The sequence below is a fragment of the Bacillus cereus group sp. RP37 genome (assembly GCF_040459695.1).
Classification (GTDB): domain Bacteria; phylum Bacillota; class Bacilli; order Bacillales; family Bacillaceae_G; genus Bacillus_A.
On sequence record NZ_JARVHP010000002.1, the window covers coordinates 1 to 17,003 of the forward strand.

The window sequence follows — 17,003 nt, forward strand, 5'->3', positions numbered from 1 at the left end:
TAACAGAATTTCATTATAACTATTGTTAGATGTCTAGTAGTATATCGGCCTAACAACATGAAAGATTTAATAGGTCCATATAAAACCATGATTTTTAATGGATTTATAATAGTAGTTACCATCCCAACTCTGGTGTACAAAATAGGGTATCTCTGAAAAGCAAAACCTCTTATTCATGTTTTCTTATTTTACAACCACTATATCAATGTAATAGTATATTAAAAATGATAATTATTTAATTTAAGTCTAATTCAATATAAGAGGTGTATACTTTGTCCGGAGAAGTGTATAAATATAAACGACCAGGTACCAAAAAACATTTTCACTTAAAAGAAGCAGACGTTTTTATGTTAACAGTTTTATATTACAAAAGAGCTCTTACAACACGACAAATCACAATGTTATATAGTGCATTTGAGGGAAGAGAATGTTCTGAAGCTAGCATATTTACAAAACTTGACCGATACTCACAATACGGGGCTATGCTAACTAAAAAAATAGATAAAAGGGATGACAGCATTACGAAACGTGCCTTATTTTCCTTAAAAGAAAAAGCAATTGAATTTTTAATGGGGATAGGGAGAATTCCCAAAAAAAGTTCCAAAAGAAGGTACTCACGAGCAACTTCTTTTCACACAGTATGTTCACGCGAAGTCATTATGCGTACTCTTCTAGCGACTACAAAGAAAACTCAAACCAATGAATTATTATATAAAATGGATATTCGTTCTTTTTACCAGAAACAAAATATGAAAATTGAGGATGACCAGTTGCCTTTGATTCCAGATGAACATATTTCATATCAAGGTAAAAATATCTATATCGAGATGGATATGTGTAAAGAAACAAATGCTACCTTAGTTGAAAAAGTAGGTAAGTACATAGAATTCTCACAAAAAACGACTGAGAATATAACCGTTGTTTTTGTTATGTACGACAAAACTATGTTTCTTGCAGAAGATGCTGAACCACCATACATGCGGATGAAAAATCTATTATTTTCTATGCGGAAATATCATGAAATTTTAATGAATCAAACCAATCTACATCTACACGTCTGCTCACTTAAAAATGCTGGAGATGTTATTTCAGATATCATCCTTGGAAAAGATGATAATCAAAACTTCGAACAAGATATTCTTTTATCTTTATCTCAACGTACAGTAGGAGATGCCGATTGGCGTTACGCATTTGTTGAAAAGGTTCAAACGTTCAAAGAATCAATAGATGGAGGACTTCGACGAACGTATAGGAGAGATAAAGATGTGATCCAAGATTTCTTCTTTATTTTCGGAAATGAAAATGATTACAGGATGATTGCTAGACTAGACGATGTCGTATTTTCAAGAAAAGAAGGGGACGAAGGCGTTCCACTTGTTGTTATTTATCCGAAACGTGAGAAACCTAGAGATATTCTTTTAATGAACACTTATAACAACGTACTACTACTATCCTTACAAAATGAGAGTGTCACTATGGACGCGAATGAACAGATCATGGCACGTACTGCAAATAACATTCATCCAAAAAGACGTAAACTTGTAGAATTATATTAATCCATTGTTTTTTATATACTTCTATACAATTTTATTGATTTCTATTTTTTAAGGTGTTAGAATAGCGATTGAACATATAATAAAAACTACAATCAAATCAGAACATATGAAATTAAGGCAAGCGACACACGCTGTTTTTACAGTGGGTGTCGCTTGTCTTTTTTTATATGGAGAAAGGTGGAAAATGATAATGAATTTACAATTTGCATCAACAACGAATGGAGGAGTGCTCTCTGCAAGAGAAGCATTTAAGAATCCAGAACTTGTCCTAAAACATATGACAGAAGAGGGGGCAACGTTTAGTGTTTCTCTACAAGATATCCAAATTCCAGGAAAACCGAATTACTTTTGGTATGATGTAATAATTGAAACGGCAACGAATAAAAAAATAGAAGTAAATATTGCGGTACTTTCACAAGAAGAATACGAGCAACTATGCGAAAGAAATAGCATTGATTTATATTTAAAACAAACCGAAGATGCAGCGAAATTCTTTTTAGAAAAATCAAAAGAACAATTTAAACAAGAATTCAATAATCGATTTACACTCCATCATAAAGCTCAATTATATCTGTAAGAGGTAGGTGAGCCTATATGGAGACATTTAAACAACGATTACCTCTATTTACTACAATTGGTTTAATTAGCGGGTTTATTCTTTCATTTGGATTCGGTTTAGTAAACTACATAAAACTACTTTACTATGCATTTGAACCACCGTCTTATCCTATAGAAATCACATATGTACCGCTCATTTTAATGTTCTTTTCTTTACTATTAGGAGAGTTCAGCTTTAGGTTTTACAGCCGTATTCCTGCTTTGCATGTAAAAAATGGGAAATTAATAATTTTGATTGCTTCTCATATTGCAGTTGATATTCAATTTTTATGGTTTGCAACTGCTCCGATCCATGCAAAGGTTATTCCTTATCTCACGGAGAAATCAAAACATGTTAATTTTGGTGAGTATGAGGCAATAGGTCACGTCTTAACAGGAAATTTTCACACACTCACTTTGATTTTTGTATTTTTACCTACAGTATTTATGATTTTGTTTACACTTTGGTATAGTGGCCATATTGTTCGTTACCGAGTGGAGATATTAAAGTGGGTACAAAAATACGAATATAAAAATCACAAGTTACAAAAATGGTTTAATAGCCAAGAAGAACAAATATATCCTGATGTAGAAATTGGGCCTCATATTGAGCATAAAGAGATGGTTCGTATTAAGGGGAAAGATAGAACGCTAAATGGAATTATTATTGGTCCAATTGGTTCTGGTAAAACATCAAGTTTAATTATTCCTATGATAAATCAAGATTTACACTGGATGGTACGTTTCATAAATAAGTTTAAAACAGCGTATAAAAAGAATAATTATGATACAGAAGAAGTAAAAGGAACATTTTTAAATGGTGTGACTGTTATTGAACCTAGTAATGATTTATGTCAAAAAGTATATAAGTTGGTACAAGCACATAAAATCCCTGCAAGTTCTGTTTACTATATCGACCCAACTAATCCTGATACCAAAAATATAAATATTCTGCGAGGACCAGTTGATAAAGTAGCAGAGGTTTTCGCAATGGTTATTCAAGGTTTGTCTGAATCTAACAATGCGTTCTTTGAACAGGCCCAGCGTAACCACCTTAAACAACATATCTATTTACTAAAACTACACAACCCACAAAAAGATGTTACCTTCGACGACTTAATTGAGATGTATGATGATGTAGAACGTGTCCATCGTATGCATAAGCTTTTAAAGGCCCAAGTAGAGAAGTTATATGATTTTGTTCAAAGCGGGGCTGCTTCACGTGACCAAAAAAATGAATATAAAATTATAAAAGGTATTGATGAATGGTTTGATAATACCATTCGTGAAAAAACAGGCTTCCAAGGAGAACCAGCAGTTTATAAATCAGGGAAATATCGCGGACAACCAATGCATTATGACAGAGAAGAAGAATATGTTAAAGGTTTACGTAATATCTTAAAAGATTTGGCATCAAACATTTTAATACGACGCGTTTTATTTGGAACATCCCATTTTGATTTCGATGTTCATTTAGAGCAGGGGGGCATTTTACTTGTTAATACAGCGAAAGGGGAGTTAGCGGACCTTTCAAACGTATTAGGAAAATTTATATTGTTAAGTATGCAGAATGCAGTATTCCGTAGAGAACCAAACATCTCACCTTACCATCACATTATTGTCGATGAGTTTCCGGATTATGTTGTGCGGCCATTTAAAGAATTCCCTGCACAATCTCGTAAATATAAAGTAATTCTAACAATCGCTAGCCAAACACTATCTCAATTAGCTCTCGACTTCACAGAGCAATACATGTTTACCTTACTGGGCTCATTCCGTAACAAAATGATATTTGGGGATGTAACGCCATATGATGCAAAAATCTTCTCTGACATGTTTGGTGAGAAAGAGGAATTTAAAGAGGCGGAATCCGAACAAGGTATTTCTCCTATGCAAGAGAATCCTGTTAGTCGATTAGGATCAACCTATCAGAAAACAAAAGAAGTTATTATGTCACCAGGAGATATCATGGCACAAGGTGCATTTATCTGTGCTGCTCGTATTGTACAAGACAATCATGTCCAACCCGTACAACAAATTACAAGTAACTTTGTACCAAAAGAAGCATATGTTCAAGCGGTTATTCAGCTAGATATGAAAATAGGACGATATTGGGAAAATGAACGTCTCCGTCTGATTAATGAATCTATCGTCAAAGCAAATCCTATGAAGCATGTAGATGCAGAGAAGATGAAAGAATTTGTACCTTTATTCCCTATTCAAGATGAGGAAATGGAGAAAGATATACCAATAAAATTACAAGATAAGCAACAATACATTGTATCATTGGAGAATTATAGGGGACATAAATCAGAAAGTACAACCTCTTCTAACGATTCTGCAGTTGTCAGCCAACAGATCGAGGTTGATAAAGAAGAGGCGGAAAATAAATTGTATAAAGAAATTAAAAGATTCGTTATTGAATCACAACAAGTCTCTCCAGCCTTTCTGCAAAGAAAATTTAAAATTAGCTATATGAAAGCTGCTCGATTTATTGAGCAGTTAGAACAAAATCAAGTTGTAAGTTCTTATGCAGGGAATGGTCCTCGTACAGTTCTAATTTCAAAAGATAATAGTATACCAATATTACCAAGAGAATCAGATATTAATACTACCCAATCACCTAATATAAGTGTAGAGAATACTATTTCACAAAAAGTAGCCATTTCAGGTGAAGACACCGAGGTCACGCAAGGAGAGACAGATTTCTTTAAAGATATTCTATATGACGATGTTTTAGCTTTTGTAAAAGAAGCTGGTACCACGTCTATATCTTTACTACAGGACAATTTTAAAATAAATTATACACGTGCATCGAGATTAATAAACTCCTTACAACGAAATGGCGAGCTGCCAGTATTAGAAGAAATATCAATAGAAAGTGTAATTCCTGAAATAACAAATACAGTCTCGGAAGAGCATATTGAGGAAGTCATGAGTATAGAATTACCTCATATGGAAGAATGCCATGAAATAAACATGGGGGTAGAGGAAATGAACAAAGAATTATCTATTACTATGCTAGAACAAGAGTGGGACAAAGATTCCATAATGCATTCCGAAATTTCTGATGAGACTGAACCATTTCTAGAAAAATTTTCATCAAACCGACTTCCAATTACAATAACAGAGGATGCAGAAACAAATATAGAATCTACTCCCATTTTAAAGGAAACAAAAACTAATGTAGAGGCCAATGCGATTCCAATTGCAAAAACAATTGATCATATTGAAGAGAATAAACTCGAAGAGGAAGTTGCAAAAGTTTACGAATCCATTAGCCTTACTGTTCATCAAAACTTAGAAAAAAATATGGTAGAGACCATTAGAAATGATGAGGAACAGCGTCAATATAAACTCATAAGCTATAAAAAACAACAAAATCGCTTGAAATCACAACAAAAAAATAAGTATAACAATACAAAATCACTACTTAATAAAAATGAGGAACCGAAGAACAAAACATCGAATGCTATGAGTAAAAGCCTGGATAATATATTTGGTAATATCGAAAGCTAATCTATTAATATTCAAACCCTACATCTCGATAAACTTATACTAATTTTATACTTGCAAAAATTACATAACACCATTATATTAAAATTAATAATTATATAAATAAAGCATAACTTACGTGAAGGACACACCTTACGTACCATTCCAACGGTACAGGTGTGTCCTTTTTTACGTTCTAGGAGGAAAATATAATGGCAGAAGGTAAAGTAAACACTCAAATTACAGAAGAACTAGGGATGGCTTTTGAACTAGAGAACAACAATATAGGGGAAATGCATGTAGAAATAACCTTTAATCAATTTGAACGAGTACGAGAGCATGAATTAGAAGAATTAGCTCGCATGAAACGAGAGCGTACTGTAGGAAAAGGGTTAATTACTGTTGTATCCGAAAAACTGTTTCCAACTAAAAATGGTACATCAGAGCGTATACAAGTACTTACAATTGAAATTGGTACTCATACGACTGCATACTGTCCCATTACAGAGGCTGGAATCAGTATTCCTAAAAACCCTCAGTGGCTAGTAGGAAGGACAAAACCTGTTATTATTGAGCACTTCCAAAGAACTGAAGAAGGTAACTTCGCCGTCGTATCTATTACCGCGGGAGAACTAGCACTTCAAAAGAGGTTGTATGAAGAAGTAACAGCACAAGAGGGGAATAAAGTATACACGGGAACTGTCTCTGGACATATTCCATCTGCACAAACTGTTTTAGTTGAGGTTCATGGTGTAACCGTAGGAGTGAGGTATTCCCAATGGTCACATTCATTTGTACGTCCAGAGAATATTGTGATTGGCGATGTTGTAGAACTTATCATTGATAAAATAGTAGAAAAGAATGGCCGTTATGAATTTAGAGGAAATAAAAAGAAACTAGAAACAGATCCAATGGATAAGCTATTAGAGCTAAAGAAACGCCGTGACCGATTTGTAGGTAAAATAGTAGGGGTAGATGCAATTGCTGGTATTTTCGTAGAAGTTGCACCAGGTATTCAGTTTAAAGGACTAAAGAGCCGTAATCTTGCCAACCCAACTGCGGAAGATGCACTAAACCAAACGATTGTTACATGTGAGCTGCTTAATATCGATGCCAAAAATAAAAAAGGAACTGTGCGTATCCTAAATTATCCCCAAGGACAGAGTAAAAAATCTAATTCGTCAATTTACCAATTTTAATGAATGATTATGCGTACAATGGAGAAACAATTGTCTACTTATGTACCATCTATTCCTCATTTATCAAATGGGGATGTACAGGGACTTCAAATATATGAATACATGAACTGGATAAATCCTATGTATTCCATTCTTATGAGGAATTGGTTAAGTTTAAGCAGCGTTTGACAGAGGAACAGTATGCCATACTCACTTTCATTGGTGTTCATACATCTGTTCGATTCAATCATTTACTATATTTATTCAAGAACAAATACTCACGTAAGAAAATAAATGATGCACTTCAAGGATTACTTTACTATCGCCTAATTGAAAAATGGCGGGTTAAGAGTTTTGATATGGAAATCTTTGAAGAAACATATACATTATCGGATAATGGTTACAAGCTCTTAAAATACTGGAAAGGTAATATGTTCTTCTTTTCTCCAGAGCGTCTTGATAATCACGGTAAATATGTTCATCTACGCTATTGGCATGATATAGACCTACTTTGCCACTTGCGTTATGCTCCTTCCTTTATAGGGCATATTATGCATCCATCTATTAGTAAAGGGGTTTTTACCCCTCCTTTAAGTTTTGCTGCGCAGGACGGAGTAAATCAAGAATTTAATTTTGTTGTATACTCTACCTTATTAACAGATAAAAAGGATCGCTTAAGACAAATTATTGCTAGATGGAGAGATTTCGTAGAGTCAGGTAAGGATGTTATTATGAATGATTTAGGGAATAACCCTACAATCCTAGTTATTTATGTTTCTACTGAAAAACAAGCAAAGCAAATTAATAATGAACTACTACTCGATTTAATTCCTGGTAAAGTATTACTATGTATAGGAGAAACATTACATGTAGAAGGATTACAACATGCCTTTTATCAACCTCTTGCAGAAGGAAAGATTAAGCAATTAAATACAAAGCTATTCACAATAAACTAAGCCACCCTTACAAGCTATTGCTTTCTTTTAGAGGGTGGCTTGTTTATTGTATAAAAAGCATAAAATATTTAAAAACAACTTAAGAGAACTAATTATCCCGTGTCTACCTCTATACAAAGTACGGATTTTACGAAATAATACTACTTGATGCCTATTTTAACAACAATGATATATATAGATGTTGTTATTATTAAAATAAAATATACAAGAAAGGAGTAATACATTGCTACGCATACAAAGAGGGTACATGTACGATCCAGATGATAATGAAGTAATTGTAAATGAAATTTTCTACGATGCTGCTTCAGCTAAAAAGCTAGGAAGTAAAATGGGGGTATTTTGTGCAGTAAAACTACCTACTGCTATTTTTCGAAAGCTTCAAGAAAATGAAAGTAAGTCCTATATAGAAAATATTGAAGTTAAAAAAGAAACTATTAGAGAAATACTTTTTTATTTAGACCAAAATCAAAAACCAGAAAAACTTTATTTTGAAATACAGTACATGAAGTAACACCGAGAACCGAAAATAAGAGGGGATTTGTAGCAGGGGAAGCAGGGACATTATTATTCAATACATATAACAACTGCATATAAAACCTCTTCTTATATTCGTTCAATTAAAACAATTGAATACAATATAAAAATAGTTTAATATAAACGTATGTTTATTGTTTAATTGATTCCGTTTATTCCCACGCCTTATGAGTTGTGGTTGAGTTGTAGAAGCAAGTTGTGTTCTTGTTTCAATTATGAAAGGGCTTCTTTGAGCCGATTAATGTATATAGCTTATTTTGCTATGCACATTTTCAATCGACTTAAAGAAGCCCTTTTTATGTTGTCTTTAAGTTAGGAATCACTTGTAAATAGACCCTTTGAGCTAATAATATGCTAAGTGAAAAAAGCACATATATTGTGCTTTTTTATTTAAATTAGAGGAGGGATCATATGAAACTTTACAAAGTACGGCATAAGAAAAAGAATGTAAGCGTAATATGTGATCGTATTTCTTATGAAGCAGTAAGTTTTATTAAAAGGAAGCGTACATGATTGCGATTGTGTGCAATGGCTAAACTATCAAAAATTAAGTTCAACCGAACAAACTAAAGTCATTCATAATGGATATGAAACATTAAGATTACTACAGGATACCTGTAATGAGATAAAAATTACTGGCAGTCTTTATACTCTTGTAGGAATAGTACAATAAAGAATGAATTCATAGCCTAACTTTTTAGTATTGTTAAGACTTTTTGAATTCAAAACGAAAAAAAGATATTTAATGCTAATTTATGGTAGAATAGATAAAGAATGTAATATACAAATTATAAGATAGGGAATTTATATAGAAATAAGGTACTCGTTGCAATGCTAAAAGCACAAGGAATTAGAAAACGAAATGTGAGAGGAGCACTATAATATGCTTACAGTTAACCGAGGATATATGTATGATCCAGATGATAATGAGGTTTTAATTACCGAAATTTATTATGAAGCTGCTACCGATACTAAGTTAGGAAGTAAGATGAGGAGTTTATCTTACACAGTTATTCCTACTGAAATTAAAGAAAAAATAGAGGCAGCTGATTCATTATCTTATATGGAAAACATTGAGGTGCCTCAACAATTGGCTGCTGTATATCAAGATGAAATTAACATGTATGGAAAACCGGAAAAATTGTACTTTGAATATACAAATATGTAAGAGGCGAGAAGACATTGAACTAATTGGTTCAATGTCTTTTTTTCTGTAGTTTATGAAAAAAATGAATAGGAAAAGATATTTGTTCATTTTTGAGATGAAATAACGTTATAAAATAACCATATCAATTTCCTGGGCCAAAAAGCTTTTAAGAGAATAATATCAACCGATGAATTGGTATAAATGTAAAAAATATGAGAGTGTAACTATTAGACAATCCTAAATTACAACATAAATTAATACCCCAAAAACGTATGTAATGTCGTCCTCAATACTATTAACTTAATTATTATAAAATCATTTTTATATTAAAATATTTAAAAAGTCTGTCACGAAATATTCAGATTTTCAGGGTTGCTATTTTCATATGATTCCATTTATTATAATCATCGAGATATCTCCAAATAATGGAAAAATACTGGTGTAGCAAAATAATTTTCAATTGTCTTTGCATTAAAATTTAAAAGGGATGAGAGGGAACGGGATGCTAAACAAACAAGTAATCCTTCAAGTAGAAAAAATAAAGAAAGCTTATGAAACCGAGGCAGGAACAATCCAAATTTTAAAAGGGATGAGTACTCAATTTTATTCTGGAGAGGTTGTTAGTATTATTGGTCCTAGTGGAAGTGGAAAATCCACACTACTTGGAATACTCGGATCATTGGATACACCTACCGAAGGACGTATTATTATTGAACAACAAGATATTACCTCCATGTCAGAAGAAAAGCTAGCTGATTTCCGTGCCCAAAAAATCGGTTTTGTTTTTCAATCGTATAATTTAGTCTCAACAATGACCGCTCAAGAAAATGTTATGATGGCGCTTATGTGCGCTGGAGTAAAAAGCCAAAAAGAAATGATAACAAAGTCTAGGGACATGTTGGACCTTGTTGGGATGGAAGAGCGATATCACCATTTACCAAGCCAGCTATCCGGGGGACAACAGCAGCGTGTAGCAATTGCTCGTGCATTAGTAAATAATCCAACCATTGTTATTGCTGATGAACCAACCGGGAACTTAGATTCAAAAACAGGAAAAAATATTTTGGACTTGATTTTTCAACTACGTGATCAACTCCATATGACATTTATTATCGCTACACATGATACGCATGTGGCAAAACTCTCAGATCGTGTTTTAAAAATGGAAGATGGTCTCCTAGTTCAAGAAACTCTTAACAACCATACAAAATCTAGTAAACAAGAAGGTGGCATAACATCATGCTACTAAAATCTGCACTACGTAGTTTAGCGCGTAATCGTTTAAGAACTTTTTTTACAGTGTTCAGTATTTTAATAGGAATAGCTAGTTTCTTTTCTATGTCCATGTTGGTAGAGCTAGTTCCTCGATCTATTCACGAATCTTCTAAAATCCTTTTAGGAGGGGATGTGTCAGTCCAGTCCTATTTGAAACCGATGGATCGTGAGACTCTTATTTCTTCCATACCTAAAGAAGAACAGAAAGCGCTCACAACTTCTTTATTAGGTCAAAGTATGGTCAAATCTGATCAAAAAACAACAAGCTTAATCGTAAAAGGAATTGAAACGAATCACTATCCTTTCTTTGGTGATAATCTGTTTCTTAAGATTCGCACTTTACATAAAGATGAACTTCTACTCTCCAAAAATACAGCTGACCGTTTGCAAGTCAAAATAGGAGATCGAGTAGAGATTCCTAATCGTTCTACTGGGGCAATGTCCTCATATAAAATCAGTGGTTTAGTAGAGGGTGTCCAAGAATCCTATGGCGATGCTTCGATTTTTGGAACTGCCTATTTACATTTAGATCAAGTACAGCAACTCTTAAATGTACCTACAGGTACATTTAATGAAGCATTAATCTTATTAAATGAGAATGTTAATACTACTTCTTTTAAAAAGAATATCCAAAAACAATTACCACAAAGTAGCGTAATAGATGTTCAGGATAAAGAACTAGAGAGACAAAAAGATTTACGGATGTTGTTACCATTTCTTCAACTTTTCAGCGTATTAGCCCTTGGAATTGCTGCTATTACTACTTCTAACACAATGAAAGTCATTATTGCTTCACGTACGCATGATATCGCTGTTATGAAGTCAGTAGGAATGAAAACTAAATATATTATTCGATATTTTCTATTAGAAGCATTTTGGTTAGCGATTCTCGGAACAGTTGGTGGGATTGTACTTGGCTTATTAGCCAGCGTTTGGCTAACTTCATATCTAGCAGACGTGCTTTCACTACCTCTACATTGGGGAATTTCATGGTCTGTAATTTTCACAACCATTATTGTGGGATTAATTGTAACCTTCGTAGCGTCTTGGATACCTGTAAAAAGTGGCATGCGTGTATCACCACTTCAAATGTTACGTGATACCGAGAATACAACTGTGAATTATACTTTACCATTTAAAAAGAAATTTCAACTTTTTATATTTATTTGTGGCATTCTTTCTATTTATGTTTATAATATAGCTTTTACAACAAATACAAATGGCAACGCCATCTTTAAGTGGTTTCTTGCTTTTTTACTTACAAATGCAGTTTTATTATTTATTTTTGCTTTTATCCGTTTTATAGGATTTATATATTCTTTATTATTTAAGTTAATTGGTGCTATGAAAAACATAATGCCACAAACTCTATTCCTTGCTTTACACAACATGGCTACTACAAGTAAACGAAGTGGTTTATTGGCAGTTACTTTAACGATTGGTGTTGTTTCTGTTGTCTCTAGCCATGTATTTGCAGACAATTTAATTGAATCAGTTCAAGGCCAATTGGAAAAAGAAGCAATGGGAAATCTTCTTATTACCAGTTCCATTCATGATGAAGAGAAAGTTGAAAAACAACTAAACTCTATTAAGGACATAAAAGGATGGAAAAAAGGATATCAACTAGATGGAAGACTCCAAAATATTAACGGGGTAGACGCAGCATCTATATTTACGAAAAATGCAAAAGATGATAAATTTTTTAGTTCAACTAAAATCTCTATAGAGGGCGTGGGTACAGCCCTTAATTCTAGAGCTTATACAATTTCTGAAGGACATGATTTATCTCTATCGGATGTAAAAGGGAAAAAAGCAGTTCTTTTGGACAGCTATAAGAAATTAGGTATGAAAATTGGCGATACAGTTGACATTCAAATTGGAAATGAATTAGTAAACTGCGAAATTATAGGTTTCTTTAAATCTGGTGTAGTTAAAACAGTTGGCATACGTATCCCAACTGAAACATTAGCTACATATGGGAAACCAAGCCGAATTACTTATTCCTTAGATAGTGATCCTCAAAAAACCAATGCTATATTAACAAAATTAAATGAAAAACTTCCTAGTTCAGCAATGACATATTCAATTGCCGCTACAGCAATCGATAGTCTTCAGTATATTATTCAAATGCAAAGTGCTTTCTTCTCAATTGTAGCGCTATTCGCATTTTTAACGGCTGTTCTCACAATTGGAAATCAAGTTGTCATTCGCTTAATGCAACAGACACAAGATGTTGCTATTATGAAAACAATTGGTATGTCTTCTAGTAATTTGATGAAATCCATTTTATTAGAAAATACGATTATCTCCCTATCAGCCGGATTAGTTGGTGCTGGAATTGCATTAGCCTTTTCAGGTATCATTTTGCGCTTCTTGTTCCAAATGCCGATGAAAATAGATATGACTTGGTCTATTTTAGGCATACTTTTATCTGTTATAACAACAATCATTGTGGTGTGGATAGCAGCTAAACAATCATTATCAGCTAAACCTATACACCTTTTACAAAATAAATAAAAAAGCGTATTGTGACTAGGGGTCAAAATACGCTTTTTTCCATTCCTAACATATTAAAAATAATAATTATCTCAATCAACTTAGATTCCTTAATTACAACTTTTTATATTTAAAAAGTTGTAAAAGCTAGAAAATTTCTTGCTATAGTAACCTCAATTATGAAACATATAGAGGTATTATTAGCTTATTTTGCTATGTACATTTTTAATCAACTTGAAGAAGCCTTTTTTGTTGTCTTCAAGTTAGGGCTTTTTGTATAGCCCCGCATTTTAGGTACGTTTCGTTTCGTACACTCAACGAAACGTACCTCGATTAAAATGAAATGCCACAAACAGGGGACTATCTGTGTGTTGTCAAGATCTTACTGGTTCCGGAATAGTCGTATAATATTTGTAAAGCTGTTGTGTATTTTCTTTAGTTAAGGAGACAGACTTAGTTAATCCATTTCCTCCAGATACCACGAAGGTATTTCTAGCAAACTGTATATGGCTCATATTAAGCGATACAAGCTCTTTCAAGGATAAACCATAGTTTACTATTAAATTGATTATACAAGCGTTTCTATCCATAATTAGAGTTCGTTATTTAGCCTGTCTTTAAGTTAACCCCTTTGTCTTCATTCAAATAAGTAGAAAAGGCTTTTAAGATTTTCTCTAGACTAATTGTCACCTTCATTATAATTACCTAATTTTTTTGGGTGTATTATAACAGAAAGTAGGGTGCAGACCTGCTATTGTTTTTTGCTACGCATGGTTACTGGTATATCAAAAAGCAAACGAACAAACAACTTTTTGCTTTTTGATATGTTGATTATTATTTACAAAGCCAAATGAATAAGGCAATCATACTACTCCAAAAAGGAACTACAAAGATTAGTCCCAAAAATATCCCTTTGAAAAATCTAATCTCATTATGCGTATTCATATCTATGTAATTTGTATTTTTTAGTACAGCCATATTTTATCCTTCTAATAATAATTGTTTACTATAATGAAAAAAGGACAAACCTCGCCCTGTTAGGGATACGTAGGTTTGTCCTTTTTTATGAGGGTAATGCTATCCTTAATTACCATTATTATAACTAAATTAACAAATATTATCAATTAGGTCTGACATCTTATTAACAATCATACTAGTAATAATAAAATCTATTATAAATATATATCTTATATATTAAAAAGAAATAAAGATAAAGCTATTATAGGTTATCAAAAATAGGGAGAAGATCTACTCCCACAAGGGAAAATTTGATGTTAGAACATAAAAAATCATAAATAGTAGAAAATGTATCCGTAGATTTAATGATTATTAGACTTTCAATTCTACAAAAAAGCAGAAAGAAAATTATATGTTTCTACATGAAATCGGAAGGAAATTAATACAAATCACAGTATATTTATTCAACCATGTAAATAGAAGGTATTTTCTTTATTTTAGTAAAAGGGATGATATTTAGCGTGCTATTATCCACAATTTATTCAGATTTAGTCTCTACTTGTTAACATAACTCAGTATTTACACATAACTCACATTATTATTGATGATTTTTATTAGGTAAAATGAACGACACTAGTATTATCAAGGATATTGAGGAAATCTTATTCACATTTAATTATAATTGTCCTCATATCCACTATTTTTATAAATATCCTTCTGATTTTTTGTAGATATAAAATCGAATGTTTTACTATACGTGAAGAATACCAAATGTGTAGTGTGGAGATTTTTGTATAGCCAGAAGAAGATTTGTATAGAATTGCATAAAAAAAGACCCCATTTTACATGAAGCCCTTCTGATTTGGTATGTATAAATAGATAAGTGGAAAAGGGGTATTAATGAAACAAACACGAATAGCCCTCCACTTTCGATTTTTTCAAAAATAGAGAGCTTGTTGCTTTTTATTTTATTTCCATCGCGGTTAGCACCTGATCCGGATTTGTTATTGTTACACCAGCACGTACTAAACGTTCGAAGGTACGCATAAACTCTAGTAAATTAAACTGCTTTGGTAGCTCAATAACACGAAGTTTTTCTTGTGGTAGCTTATCAATGGCTTCGATAAACCATTCACGTACATCACTTGGAATCGTACGTTCTTTATGACCACGAACTTTTAGTTTTTCACGCATTTCAATTTCTAAAGCGATATATGCATGGAGATTAACACCCTGATCATATGCATATTTTCTAAATAAAGTTTCTTCTTGGTATTTTAGATAATTACGGTGATAAGACTCTTCCGTCACTGGTACCGCAAACTTCTGCTTCAGTAGTGCATGCACATTTTTAAACATCTTCTTAATGTTATGAAGAGAGTACATAGAATAATGTAGACCAAAATTAAAGACAGCTTGCTCACGTTCACTATTTCTCTCTTTTGGTATATGTTGCGCAATAAGAGGGTAGATGCCTTCTTTTGCCGCTGTATCAAGAATTTGATATTGAGATGTTTGATGCAATAGTTTTTTCAATGTATATACAATTTTCGTTGGATATCCTTCTTTTCGATCAACCATGTCACGAAGACCACGAATGACACTGCGAATTTGACGATGACAAGTATACTTTAAAACATGAATGAATTTATTCATGTCTGCAGATAGTTCACCGATATTCATCTCTTGTAAGACTGCTTCGATAAATTTCGCTTTTCGAGCATAGGTAGCTTTTGGTGTAAATGGATCCCTATGTTGTTCTTCACCAGATTCTTTCGTGCATAAGAAGTCTGAATGGATTGAAAGGTATAGTGTTGTATATCTTTTTGTATGCTTTACACCTTTTTGCATTTTACAAATTTTGAATAGGGGATTCCCCGTACATGGTAATGCAGTTGTTAATTCTTCGATAACCGCACGAATTTGATGCGGATATTTTTTATGTAAGAAACGATACATCCCGCCAAAGTGAGTTTTATTGCCTCTTTCGTCCTGTTTGTCCAAAGAACGTTTTAAAGTTGTTTCTGTATGTTGTTGCATTGCGATATCTAAGAATAGCTTCTTAGCCGCTACAGAGAGCTTAAAGAAATCCTTTGTAAATACAACCGGACTAATATATACGTACGGATTTGCTTTTTCTGTTTCCTCATTCATAAAATGAGTCAGTTTAATTGTATATCGGCCATCTACGCCATTTTCAATGGAGATAATGTTATGTAAGTTTAATTTCTTTAATGCGATATAGAATTGAGAGTGTTGGATATAAGCACATTCTTCTTTATATTGCTTGTAATCTTCCCACATCATATGTATTGTTACATTTGGAATGACCCCATTTGTATAGCATTTTTTATGTAGGTACAAGAATACTTCAAGATCTGCATTCGTAATACCGTATAATTTATGTTTTCTTCCGGTTTTTTCTGCAATTGCAGACATTGCGCGACGTGAAAAAGATGGCTTGGCTTTTTCGACAAAGCCTTCTACGTCAGCAATACGTTCTTCGTATGTCATGTGCTGCAGAATATCTTCTAAATATGTATCTTTATAGCTGTAGTATTTCTCCTCAAATGTTTCCACAAGCTTTTGCCAAGATTTTAGTGTGACTAAAACTGCGTTTGTCTTTTCCCCATTTAAGCTACGTTGATTACGTATCACAAATGATTTCCCCATCTTTTTCACCTCCGTTCTGCAAAATTCGAAATGTATGCCAGAATACTATAAAATATACCAATTTTGATTATAGCAAATCGAAATTTGGCAAAATGTGCTCCTTTAAGAAGAAAATTAGCAACTTGCAACAGCTTATGAA

General features: G+C 32.9%; 9 protein-coding genes and 2 pseudogenes. 9 read left to right on the forward strand and 2 right to left on the reverse strand.

Annotated features, from left to right (window positions below):
* Positions 1 to 272: 272 nt before the first annotated feature.
* The 9 genes and pseudogenes from QCI44_RS28345 (at position 273) to QCI44_RS28385 (ending at position 13,255) form a co-directional block, all read left to right on the forward strand.
* Positions 273 to 1,556, forward strand: a complete 1,284-nt coding sequence (locus tag QCI44_RS28345) for a replication-relaxation family protein (protein WP_016135719.1) — start codon at positions 273 to 275, stop codon at positions 1,554 to 1,556.
* A gap of 190 nt (positions 1,557 to 1,746) precedes the next feature.
* Positions 1,747 to 2,133: a hypothetical protein gene (locus QCI44_RS28350; protein ID WP_016135720.1), complete on the forward strand. Its 387-nt coding sequence runs from the start codon at positions 1,747 to 1,749 to the stop codon at positions 2,131 to 2,133.
* Positions 2,134 to 2,150: 17 nt separating this feature from the next.
* Positions 2,151 to 5,672: a DNA translocase FtsK gene (locus QCI44_RS28355; protein ID WP_016135721.1), complete on the forward strand. Its 3,522-nt coding sequence runs from the start codon at positions 2,151 to 2,153 to the stop codon at positions 5,670 to 5,672.
* 188 nt (positions 5,673 to 5,860) lie between these two features.
* Complete coding sequence (locus QCI44_RS28360; protein WP_016135722.1) at positions 5,861 to 6,847, forward strand: S1 RNA-binding domain protein; 987 nt, start codon at positions 5,861 to 5,863, stop codon at positions 6,845 to 6,847.
* 9 nt (positions 6,848 to 6,856) lie between these two features.
* Positions 6,857 to 7,782, forward strand: a pseudogene (locus tag QCI44_RS28365) (hypothetical protein).
* Positions 7,783 to 8,005: 223 nt separating this feature from the next.
* Positions 8,006 to 8,293 carry a hypothetical protein gene (locus QCI44_RS28370; RefSeq protein WP_016135724.1) on the forward strand — a complete coding sequence of 96 codons (288 nt, stop codon included), beginning with the start codon at positions 8,006 to 8,008 and terminating at the stop codon, positions 8,291 to 8,293.
* A 906-nt stretch (positions 8,294 to 9,199) separates the two neighbouring features.
* Complete coding sequence (locus QCI44_RS28375; protein ID WP_016135725.1) at positions 9,200 to 9,484, forward strand: hypothetical protein; 285 nt, start codon at positions 9,200 to 9,202, stop codon at positions 9,482 to 9,484.
* A gap of 481 nt (positions 9,485 to 9,965) precedes the next feature.
* On the forward strand, positions 9,966 to 10,712 hold the full coding sequence (locus tag QCI44_RS28380) for an ABC transporter ATP-binding protein (protein ID WP_016135726.1): 747 nt from the start codon (positions 9,966 to 9,968) through the stop codon (positions 10,710 to 10,712).
* Positions 10,703 to 13,255, forward strand: a complete 2,553-nt coding sequence (locus tag QCI44_RS28385; protein WP_353811536.1) for an ABC transporter permease — start codon at positions 10,703 to 10,705, stop codon at positions 13,253 to 13,255. Before QCI44_RS28380 ends, QCI44_RS28385 begins: the two co-directional genes overlap by 10 nt.
* Positions 13,256 to 13,611: 356 nt before the next feature.
* On the opposite strand, the pseudogene QCI44_RS28390 reads toward QCI44_RS28385, so the two are convergent.
* Both QCI44_RS28390 and QCI44_RS28395 read right to left on the reverse strand, forming a co-directional pair.
* A pseudogene (locus tag QCI44_RS28390) lies at positions 13,612 to 13,836 on the reverse strand (integrase); the annotation flags it as partial.
* Positions 13,837 to 15,154: 1,318 nt separating this feature from the next.
* Positions 15,155 to 16,864 carry a hypothetical protein gene (locus tag QCI44_RS28395; RefSeq protein ID WP_353811537.1) on the reverse strand — a complete coding sequence of 570 codons (1,710 nt, stop codon included), beginning with the start codon at positions 16,862 to 16,864 and terminating at the stop codon, positions 15,155 to 15,157.
* Positions 16,865 to 17,003: the final 139 nt, after the last annotated feature.

Excerpts from the sequence above, each read along its gene's own strand:
- QCI44_RS28350 (WP_016135720.1), top strand. The coding sequence starts at position 1,747 with ATGAATTTACAATTTGCATCAACAACGAATGGAGGAGTGCTCTCTGCA.
- QCI44_RS28355 (WP_016135721.1), top strand. The coding sequence starts at position 2,151 with ATGGAGACATTTAAACAACGATTACCTCTATTTACTACAATTGGTTTA.
- QCI44_RS28360 (WP_016135722.1), top strand. The coding sequence starts at position 5,861 with ATGGCAGAAGGTAAAGTAAACACTCAAATTACAGAAGAACTAGGGATG.
- QCI44_RS28375 (WP_016135725.1), top strand. The coding sequence starts at position 9,200 with ATGCTTACAGTTAACCGAGGATATATGTATGATCCAGATGATAATGAG.
- QCI44_RS28380 (WP_016135726.1), top strand. The coding sequence starts at position 9,966 with ATGCTAAACAAACAAGTAATCCTTCAAGTAGAAAAAATAAAGAAAGCT.
- QCI44_RS28385 (WP_353811536.1), top strand. The coding sequence starts at position 10,703 with ATGCTACTAAAATCTGCACTACGTAGTTTAGCGCGTAATCGTTTAAGA.
- QCI44_RS28395 (WP_353811537.1), bottom strand. The coding sequence starts at position 16,864 with ATGGGGAAATCATTTGTGATACGTAATCAACGTAGCTTAAATGGGGAA.